Origin of the sequence: Sphingobium phenoxybenzoativorans (assembly GCF_001757355.1) — a bacterium.
Classification (GTDB): domain Bacteria; phylum Pseudomonadota; class Alphaproteobacteria; order Sphingomonadales; family Sphingomonadaceae; genus Sphingobium; species Sphingobium phenoxybenzoativorans.
In genome coordinates, this window is sequence record NZ_MINO01000022.1 from 1 (window position 1) to 9,462 (window position 9,462).

The 9,462-nt window shown below is 65.5% G+C and carries 8 protein-coding genes; 1 reads left to right on the top strand and 7 read right to left on the bottom strand.

Features of this window, described 5'->3' with window-relative positions; genetic code table 11:
- From BHQ40_RS12320 to BHQ40_RS12355, 7 genes are all read right to left on the bottom strand, one after another.
- Positions 1-2,355: strawberry notch-like NTP hydrolase domain-containing protein (locus BHQ40_RS12320; protein WP_171905844.1), on the bottom strand; the 2,355-nt coding region annotated here is incomplete at its 3' end.
- A gap of 225 nt (positions 2,356-2,580) precedes the next feature.
- The gene (locus BHQ40_RS12330) at positions 2,581-2,805 is read right to left on the bottom strand and encodes a DUF6117 family protein (protein ID WP_024350849.1); all 225 of its coding nucleotides are present in this window, start codon (positions 2,803-2,805) and stop codon (positions 2,581-2,583) included.
- Positions 2,802-3,215, bottom strand: a complete 414-nt coding sequence (locus tag BHQ40_RS12335; RefSeq protein ID WP_024350850.1) for a hypothetical protein — start codon at positions 3,213-3,215, stop codon at positions 2,802-2,804. Before BHQ40_RS12335 ends, BHQ40_RS12330 begins: the two co-directional genes overlap by 4 nt.
- Positions 3,216-3,283: 68 nt before the next feature.
- Positions 3,284-3,502, bottom strand: a complete 219-nt coding sequence (locus tag BHQ40_RS12340; RefSeq protein ID WP_024350851.1) for a hypothetical protein — start codon at positions 3,500-3,502, stop codon at positions 3,284-3,286.
- 59 nt (positions 3,503-3,561) lie between these two features.
- Positions 3,562-5,688, bottom strand: a complete 2,127-nt coding sequence (locus BHQ40_RS12345) for a ParB/RepB/Spo0J family partition protein (RefSeq protein WP_024350852.1) — start codon at positions 5,686-5,688, stop codon at positions 3,562-3,564.
- 77 nt (positions 5,689-5,765) lie between these two features.
- A complete protein-coding gene (locus BHQ40_RS12350) occupies positions 5,766-6,095 on the bottom strand; it encodes a DUF5983 family protein (protein ID WP_024350853.1) in 330 nt (109 codons plus the stop codon).
- Complete coding sequence (locus BHQ40_RS12355) at positions 6,092-7,051, bottom strand: ArdC family protein (RefSeq protein WP_024350854.1); 960 nt, start codon at positions 7,049-7,051, stop codon at positions 6,092-6,094. The genes BHQ40_RS12350 and BHQ40_RS12355 overlap by 4 nt, the downstream gene beginning before the upstream one ends.
- A gap of 240 nt (positions 7,052-7,291) precedes the next feature.
- Here BHQ40_RS12355 and BHQ40_RS12360 point away from each other — a divergent pair, with 240 nt between their 5' ends.
- The gene (locus BHQ40_RS12360) at positions 7,292-9,187 is read left to right on the top strand and encodes a putative bifunctional diguanylate cyclase/phosphodiesterase (protein WP_253183347.1); all 1,896 of its coding nucleotides are present in this window, start codon (positions 7,292-7,294) and stop codon (positions 9,185-9,187) included.
- Positions 9,188-9,462 lie beyond the last annotated feature (275 nt).

Here is a 9,462-nt window from a genome sequence, read left to right on the forward strand (position 1 = left end):
CCGCTGCTTGGCGCTTTCGAATGCAGAACGCGCGGCCGACTTCGCCTGACGGTTCAGGGTGCCGCTATCGCCGGTGATGTTGGCGGCCTGCATCGCGGCGTCGAGATGGTTATGGATGATGGCGAAGGCGCCGGCATACGCATCGTAGATGCGGGCTTGCTCGGGCGTAAGCTGGTGCTCGACCAGTTCGTATTCAACGCCGTCATAGGAGAGCGACCGGGCCGTGTAGAGGCCGAGCGCGCGCAGGTCGCGGGCAAGCACCTCCATGGCCGCGACACCGCCATTGTCGACGGCCTCCACGAACTCGGCGCGGTTGGCGAAGGGAAAATCGTCACCGCCCCACAGCCCGAGCCGCTGGGCGTAAGCGAGATTGTGGACTGTGGTCGCGCCGGTGGCAGAAACGTAGACGACACGCGCGTCCGGCAGCGCGTGCTGCAGCCGCAGCCCGGCACGGCCCTGCTGTGAGGGCGCGACATCGCCCCGTTCTCCCTTGCCGCCGCCGGCGTTCTGCATTGCGTGCGACTCGTCGAAAATGATGACTCCATCGAAGTCGGAGCCCAACCATTCGACGATCTGTTTGACGCGCGAAAGCTTCTCGCCACGGTCGTCGGACCGTAGCGTGGAATAGGTGGTGAAAAGGACGCCTTCGCTGAGACGGATCCGCGTGCCCTGAGGGAAACGGGATAGCGGCGTGACCAACAAGCGCTCCATACCGAGCGCCGACCAGTCGCGTTGAGCGTCTTCGAGCAGCTTGTCGGACTTCGAGATCCATACTGCCTTGCGGCGACCCTGCAGCCAGTTGTCGAGGATGATGCCGGCGGACTGACGGCCCTTGCCGGCGCCGGTGCCGTCGCCGAGCATGAAGCCCCGGCGGAAGCGGACGGCGCTTGGAGCGTCGTCCGGCGCGGCGGTGACGAGATCGCCGGTCTCGTCCACAATCCAGGCGCCTGCGAGGTGTTCGCTGTGAGCTTCGCCGGCATAGATCACTGTCTCGAGCTGGGCGTCGGACAGAACGCCCCCGGTGACGATCGCGGCTGGAAGCGTCGGGCGATAGCTCGGCTTCGGCGGCGCGACCGACGCCATGGCGGCCGACTGTACCAATTTGGTGGGATGGGGCTGCGCCTCCGGGATGCGGACCGACTGGAGCGCATAGGCCTCATAGATCGAGTCCGACAGTCGGCCATCTTCAAGAGGCATCCGCTCCACGGTCTGATAGTCAAGCGGCAGGCCTTCGATCTCAGCCGTGGGCCGGCCGTCCGTGGATGCTGCGGCCTTGGCGAGATAGCCGCGAACGGTGCGCGGCGCCGTATCCGGGGAGATCTTTGGCAGCGCGACCGGAATGCGCGGGGGCAAGTCGCGTTCGATCCAAGCGAGAAGCGTCGCCACGTCGGGCGCGATGCCGAGAGATGCCGGGAAGCGTGCATCATCCTCGGCCGGCGCCTTGTCGATGACGGTCAGGCGGGTTTCGATGGTCGTGCCTTGCTTGGCATAGACAGAGCCCGCGATCGCCGCAGTGAACACGACGCGGCCGCGCTCCTGCAGCCGGGCGAAGTGGTCGCGCCAGGCCGGCAGCTCGGGCGAGAAATTCGCGCCGGTGATCGCGACCAACCGGCCGCCTGGCGCAAGCCGCGCCAGAGCGGAAGCGATATGGCGATAGGCGGCGTCGGCGACGCGTCCGGAGACATTCGCCATAACCGAGAACGGCGGGTTCATGATGATGACGCTGGGAATGGCGGTGCGGTCGAGATGATCGTCGATCTGCGCGGCGTCGAAACGCGTGATCGCATTGGCCGGAAAGAGAGAGGCAAGAAGATCGGCGCGGGTCTCGGCCAGTTCATTGAGGATGAGATCGGACCCGGCAATCTCGGCAAGGATCGCGAGCAGGCCCGTGCCGGCTGAGGGCTCCAGCACCCGGTCGGCGGGCGTGAGCGCTGCGGCGGTCAAGGCCGCGAGACCGAGCGGCGTCGGCGTCGAGAACTGCTGACGCGCCTGGGCCTCCTCAGACCGGCGCGTGTGCGTCGGCAGCAGCCCGGCGATCTTGCCGAGCGCGGAGAGCCGTGCGGCCGGAGACGCGGCTTTGCGGAAAAGCGGCTTTCCGTATTTGCGCATGAAGAGGACGGTTGCCGCTTCGCAGGCGTCATAGGCCGTTTTCCAGTCCCAGGCGCCGCTAGCGTCGGACGCGCCGAAGGCCTGTTCCATGGCCGAGCGCAGTATCGCGGCATCGATCGCGCGGCCCTGTTCGAGATGAGGAAGGAGATGGCCGGCGGCGGCGAGAATGGCGGCCGCCGGCGGCGCGTTCGGTGCGAGCGGAAGCAAGACCGCCGGAGCGGCACCAGAGACGGGAGCGTGGAGCATGGAGGATACCTCGAAAGAGCGGGAGACGGGCGAGCCGGGCCGGCGCTTTCTCTCGACCGGACGGGCTCAACCCCGTCCCGGCCGACCTCTCACTCTGACGCGGGCAGCGGCCATCGCTCCGGCTTGCGGCAAGCTCGCCTTCGACAGTTGCGTCATGCCGGCGGGCGATGCGCCGCTCCCGGCTAAGGATCGCACTATCGTCGCGGATCTATTCGAGCGCCCGCCTCAGGTCGGGGCATCGGGCGGGCGGTAGAGCTCAAATGGGTTGCCATCGGCGAGATGGCCGAATGGTGTAAGAACATAGTCGCTGGCGTCACGTCCAACGGCGCAGATGACGTAGCGAACCTCGCCCGTCGCAATCTCGGTGCATTCCATCAACGCCAGGTCGCCGCTGGTCGCGGCGTGCAGCAGCGTCTCGAAATTGGCGCGGGCATGGTCGGGAATGCTCATCGCGCGCCTCCCTCGGAAAGCCGGTCGGCGAGCCAGCGCCCGGTGCTGATCCATTCAAGCGTACGGCCGGTCGAGAGATCGAGCAGGTGGGCGCCGCCGGCGAAGCCGTCGATGACGGGAGCCGAGGCAACATTCGCCCACTGGAATCCCCAACGTCCAGTCAGGCCGAAGGCCTCGGCGCAGCGCGTCACGAAGGTGATCGCGAGTTGCTGGTCGGCGCTGCCAGGATCGCGCAGCCACAGGCGAGCCGATCCGTATTCGGGCGAAAGGGAGAGCAGGAACGGCTCGGCCGGCGGATCCTCTCGGGCGTTCTCGGCCATCAGCGTTGCGTAGATCTCGAAAGCGCGCGCCGCGTTGGCGGCAGTGCCAACGTCGAGCAGGCAGGAAAAGCGGGTCAGAAAATCGGTCATGGCAGGCTCCAGAAACGAAAAGAGCCCGGCGCTAGGCCGGGCTCGGAAAGGATCGAAAGATTGTCCGGCTAGTAGCCGAACCGCCAGGACGGCCAGTCTTGACCGTCGTCGGCGGCCTGCACCGCCTCGCTGAGATAGGCGGGATCGCCCTCGACGATGGCGGGATCGCGGACTGGCGTCTCGTCGATGACCGTGACGCAGGCGACGAGCCCGTCCTCGACCTCGACCTGCACGGGAACGAGATATTGGAAGACGACGCGCCGGGGCGGCGGGCTGGATTGCGACATGACGTAGCTCCTCGATTGGGGGAATCGGCGGAGCGGCCGAAGCCGCCCCGCCTGCACGATCATTCGGCCGCGACGAGGTGGCGTTCATCGTCTTCGCCGGCGGCCTCCTCGTCATCGCCCGCGAGGAAGTCAGGCAGCGCTGCGCTGTCATCCTCGCCGCTGGTCTGGGTTTCCGCCGTCGACGCCTCGACCTCGGTGACCACGCGAAGCGGTTCCGGCAGCCAGCCGGTGTCCGCCAGCAGGCGCTCGGCCTCCTTCGCCATGTCGCCCTTCTTCAGATGGTCGATGAGTTGCGCGGCCTGCTCGCCGGCGCCCTCGCGGACCGCCTGCAGGATGCGGGGCTTTGTCACCCGGTTCAGGTAGTTGCCGAAGGTCGGCCGCCAGCCGACCTCGACCAGATCGAGGCCTGTCGCCATCGTCAGGCGGTCGGCCTGCGAAAGCCTCATGTCGAGGGTATGCTGGGATACACCGCTGCCACTGTGCGGGTTCGGCCGCTCATAGAGCGCATTCACGCCGTAGCTGACGCAATGCGCGAGAAGAGCCATGCGGCTGGGCTCATCCAGGTCGGCGAGCCAGTCCCATAGGGCAGCATCGTCCTTCGGGATATCACCCGCCCAGGCGGCGTGGCGGTCCTGCACCGCACGGGCGGACGGGCTGTCCTTCAGCGCATCGTCCTGGGCCGGGAAGAAGACGTGCTTCACCCCGGCTTCCATGGCGCCCGTATACATGCGGGTCATGAAGGTGTCCGAGACGAGCTTGTGGAGGAGCGCCGTCATGGCGACGTGCGGGTTCTCCGCGACGGCGTTGCGCAGCGCGAGCGTGCGATAGGCCGTCAGCTCGATCACCAGACGCTCCGGCAGCGGCTTGATGACGCCGTCATCCTCGTCGTCCTCGGGCTCGGCAGGCTGGCCGCCGATGGTAATGACCGCCCTCTGCACCGACGGCTCGGCCGGATCGCCGTCGGCGTCCACGCCGGTCTCGACCTCGGGATCGATCGGCGCGTCATCCTCCGCCCGCACGTAGCCACGGTCGATGGCGACGCTGCCGTCATGGGCGATGCTGATGAAGACGCCCGCGCGAGGGATATCGTCCGCCTCGTAGCGCACCGGCCGGGTCTCGAAGGCGGCTAGTGCCGTCTCGATCTCGCCGAGGCGCTGGTCTACCTCGTCCGGCAGTTCGTCGGCGCCTTCATACTCGGCTTCGAGCTTCTGATACTCGGCATTGAGCGCCTCGATGGTCGCCTGCTCCTCGGCCGAAAGGTCGAGCGGCTCGCCCTGCAATTCCCGCAGGCCGCGCGTCGTGTCGTAGGGAAAGCTGACAGCGACCTCGATCCACTTCCAGCCTTCGCCGGCGATCGTCTCGGCAGTAGCCCTGAGCTTTTCGGCGACCAGGCGGTCGAGCAGCCTCGCGTCCTGCAGCCAGCCGCCATCATCGGACTGGAAGAGATCGCGCATGACGACGCCGCCCGCCGCCTCATAGGTCTCGATGCCCACGAAAACCGCGCGCTTGTCCGAGGCGCGGACGGTTGTCTCGGTCAGCATGCGCCGGATCTGATAAGGCTCCTTCGACCAGGCGTCCTTGATCGCGTCCCAGACCTGCTCCTGACGGGCGTGATCGCTCGACACTGTGAAGGCCATGAGTTGCTCCAGCGTCATGCCGTCTTCGGCATAAATCTCGAGCAGCGCGGGCGACGCCGAAGCGAGCCGCAGCCGCTGCTTGACGACCTGGGCCTGCACGAAGAAGGCTGCGGCGATCTCCCCCTCGGTCATGCCCTTGTCGCGCATGTCCTGGAAGGCGCGATACTGGTCGAGGGGATGGAGCGGCGCGCGCTCGATGTTCTCGGCGAGCGAGACTTCTTCCGCGAGGATCGCGCTGTCGCGCTCGCGCACTACGCACGGCACAGGCGACACCTTGGCGAGGCGCTTCTGCTTCACCAGCAGTTCCAGCGCCCGGAACCGGCGTCCGCCGGCCGGCACCTCGAACATGCCGGTCTCGTTGCCTTCGGCATCGACGACGGGGAAGACGCTGATACTCTGGATCAGGCCGCGCCGGGCGATCGAGGCCGCTAGGTCTTCGATCGAGACACCGGCCTTGATGCGTCGGACGTTCGACTGGCTCAGGACCAGCTTGTTGAAGGGGATGTCGCGCGAGGGCGACAGGACGATCTTTTGAGCGGCAACAGCCATCGGGATATACTCCGCGACGGGCGGCCGAGAGCCTCTCTCTCGACCTCCAACCCGTCACGGAAACCCCGTCCTCCCTCTCACTCTATTTCTGGGTGCGCCCGGTGAGACGCCGGAAGGACAGCGGCGCGATCAAGGAATTTGGCAAGCCCCTCATCCTCAGGCGCATCTCGGTCGAACAGGATGTATTCCGCGCCGAGGCGCCGCGCGTATTCGGTGATCCTCACAAGATCGGCAGGGAGACTATCGCGGTCGCCTTCTCCGACCCAGATAAACCAGCCGTATGGCGTCGCCGCGACAAGCTCGTCGCCCTGAGCGGCGTGAACATTCAGATAGGTGCTCGACGCCTCCGACAGGTGAGCGGTCGAGCAATCGAAGAAGACCCGAAGCGGGTACGAGACCTTGCTCATGCCACCCTCCTTTCAAGCTCATCTGCGGTGACGACGTGGGCAGCGCCCTCAGGCGCATGGGCCAGCAGCCAGTCGGCCGCCTTGCTCGCCTGACTTGCGGCCCGAACGATGGCGCGGTTGTCCTCGCGCAGGACCTGCAGCCACGAGCCGATATAGTCGGCGTGGCGGACGGTGGGCACGATGCCGAGCGAAGCGCAGCAGAAGGCCGCGTTCATCTCGGCGACCAGTTCCTCGAATGCGTATTTCTTGGTGCCGAAGCCGCCGGTCAGGTCGCGGCCTACTCGGCTCGAGTGACCCGTCGCGTGTCCGAGTTCATGCAGGGCCGTGCGGTGCCAGTTGATCGGCTCGAAGTAGGCTTGTGGCGGAGGGACCTGCACATAGTCGAGCGCAGGCACGTAGAACGCCCGATCACCTGCGATGCGAAAGTCTATGCCTGAGGCGCGGATCAGCGCTTCGACCTGTGGTTCGATCATCCCTTGCGGCGGCGGGGGCGCATCGATCGCGACGTCTTCCGGCAGTCCTTCGCACTGGGCTGCGTTGAACACGGTGAAGCGCTTAAGGAACGGGATCGCCTGCGCGTCGTCACCGCTCTCGCGGGCGCGGCGCTTTTCGTCCTCCGGCGTGAAGCGGTCCGCATAGACGACGGTCGTGCCGCGCGCGCCCTTGCGGACATTGCCGCCAAGCGACAGTGCTTGACGGAAGGTGAGCCAGCTCTGGCCCGGAAAGCCGTGTTCGACCACGGCGCCCCAAAGGATCAGGATATTGATCCCCGAATAGTGCCGGCCGGTGGCGGCGTTTCTCGGCATGGCAAGCGGGGCCTTTGCGGCCGTCGTTCCCCACGGCTGGACCCAAGGCACGCGACCGGCCTCCAACTCGGCGACGATCTTATCGGTGATCTCGTCGTAAAGGCTCGCCCGGTTCTGGCCTGGACGTGGCAAAGCAGTTCGTCTGGACATCGCGGATCTCCGCGACGGGCGCCGGAAGCCTCTCTCCCAGCTCTCAACCCGTCACGGCAATCCGGTCCGCACTCTCACTCTCGGGGGGGCGTTGCGGGGTCTCCCCCCAGAAGGGGTCGGCAGAGACCTTGGGCTCGGCCGTAGGGGAAAGCCTTCCCCCCTTGAAGGATAATGAAATGTTTATCGTGTTCAGAGGTCAGCCGTTAAGCGAACTCCGATTACCGTCAGCCTTGGCGAAGTGTGTTCCTGGGTGACCCGTCGTTGCTGCGCTTTCAAAACGAAATTCTACGGATGATCGCGAACGGTGAGCCGCTCTTCGACACGATGCGGCAACTTTGCTTGCGGGTCGAAAAGACATGGCCCGGTGTGCTCTGTTCGGTGTTCGCCATCGATCGAACGGGCATGATGCGGCCGTTAGCGGCACCGAGCTTCCCGGAGGCCTACAGCCAGGCGCATGACGGGGTTGCGATCGGCGCCGACACCGATGTACCCGGGAGAGCCGCGTCTTTACGCCAGCCAGTGCTCCTGGAGGATCTCGCGTCCGACCCTCGCGCCTCCCATAGTGCGGCGATCGTTCACGGGCTTGGTGTATCGGCGTGTTGGTCACTGCCTGTGCTTGGGGCGGCAGGCGACACGCTAGCGGTGATGAACCTCTATTTTCACGGTGCGCGTCAGGTCGCAGATGTCGAGCGAGAGGTGGCTGAAGCTTGCGTGGAACTCTGCGAGACGGCCTTCCGCAGACACGAGAGTACGCTCGATCGGGACCGTCGAGCGAATGTCGATGCACTGACGGGCTTGGCCAACAGGGCAGCCTATAACGGCGCGATGACTCAGCTTCGCTGCGACGATGTCGGGTCGTGGGCACTGTTCATCATCGACCTCGACAACCTCAAGATCGTCAACGACACGTTCGGCCATCTGGCGGGCGACGCTCTGATCCGTGCCGCGTCGGCGCGTATCGCTCGCGCGATGGCGCCGGACGTCACCTATCGGATAGGAGGCGACGAATTCGCGGTCATCCTCCAGCAGCCGGCAAATGTCGCCGACCTGAATGCTGCGGCCGAACGCGTCTTCGACGAGCTCGAGGTGGCGGCGGACTGCGACGGACACACCGTTGTACCTCGCGCGACCATCGGCGGCGCGACGTTGAGCAAGACCGAACGCACAGCGACGAGCGTCGGAGAAGCGGCCGACTTCGCGCTCTACCATGCGAAGGAGACGGGCCGTGGCGGCTTCGTTCGCTACTGGCCTGGCATCGGCTCACGGATTACGAGCCGGCGCGCCGCGATCCGGGATGTCTCGGAAGCCTCGGCCGAGGATCGTATCGAGGCGCACTACCAGCCGATCCTGAGGCTGGACACCGGCCTCATCGTGGGGCTCGAAGCCCTGTGCCGACTGCGATCGCGAAGCGGCGATCTTCTTCCTGCCGGCTCTTTCCACGAAGCAACGACTGACGCTCATGTCGCCTCCGAGTTGACGGCCCGCATGATGGCGATCGTCGCTGACGACATAGGTCATTGGCAAAACGCGGGATTGCTCGTCGAACAGGTCAGCCTGAACGTGTCGACAGCGGATTTCTACACAGGCAGCCTCGCCAAGAAGGTCTCCGAGACCTTCTCCAAAGCCGGCATCGGGCTGAACAAGATCGTGTTGGAGATAAGCGAGGACGTCTATCTCGGGCGGAATGATCGCGTCGTAGCGCGGGAGATCGAAGTGTTGCGTGCGGCCGGGGTGCGCGTAGCCCTCGACGACTTCGGCACGGGCTACGCCTCGCTGACGCATCTGGTGAACGTGCCGGTCGATATCATCAAGATCGACCGGGCATTCGTCGCCCGGCTGTGGCCTGACGATCCGAGCACCATCATCGTGGAAGGGCTAATCGAGATCGCCCGCCGTCTCGGCGTCGCCGTGGTCGCGGTAGGCATCGAGACCGAGGTTCAGGCGAGTCAGCTTTGGGCGATGGGCTGTGGGCTTGGTCAGGGCTACGCATTCGCATACCCCGCCGATCGCGATGCGACGGGCACGTTGCTCTACCGGCATGCAGCGTCCGGCGTTGGAACCATGCCGCTCTATGCCGCTCGGCAATCGTCCGGTCTGGCTGAGCTTGTCTCAAGGCGCCGCCTTTCAACGAGATGAGCGGCCCTTGGTGGCAACGTCCTCACCGGTCGTTCCAACTAGCCGCTAGGGCGCCCAGAGGTTGCCATTGAGGCATAGCTCGCAACGTAGCCACTTTTAATCTAAGCAAGCACAATCAAGTATGTGCGACGTCGGCAAAATGATTAGTCTTGAGCTTGACCCGCGATAGACCGCGCGGGCTATTCTGGCTCGGGGGTTGATCCTTTGAAATCGGTTTTCTGCTGGTGCCCGGAGGGGGCGTGTCGTTTACCCTACGGGCGGATGGGTTTGGACAG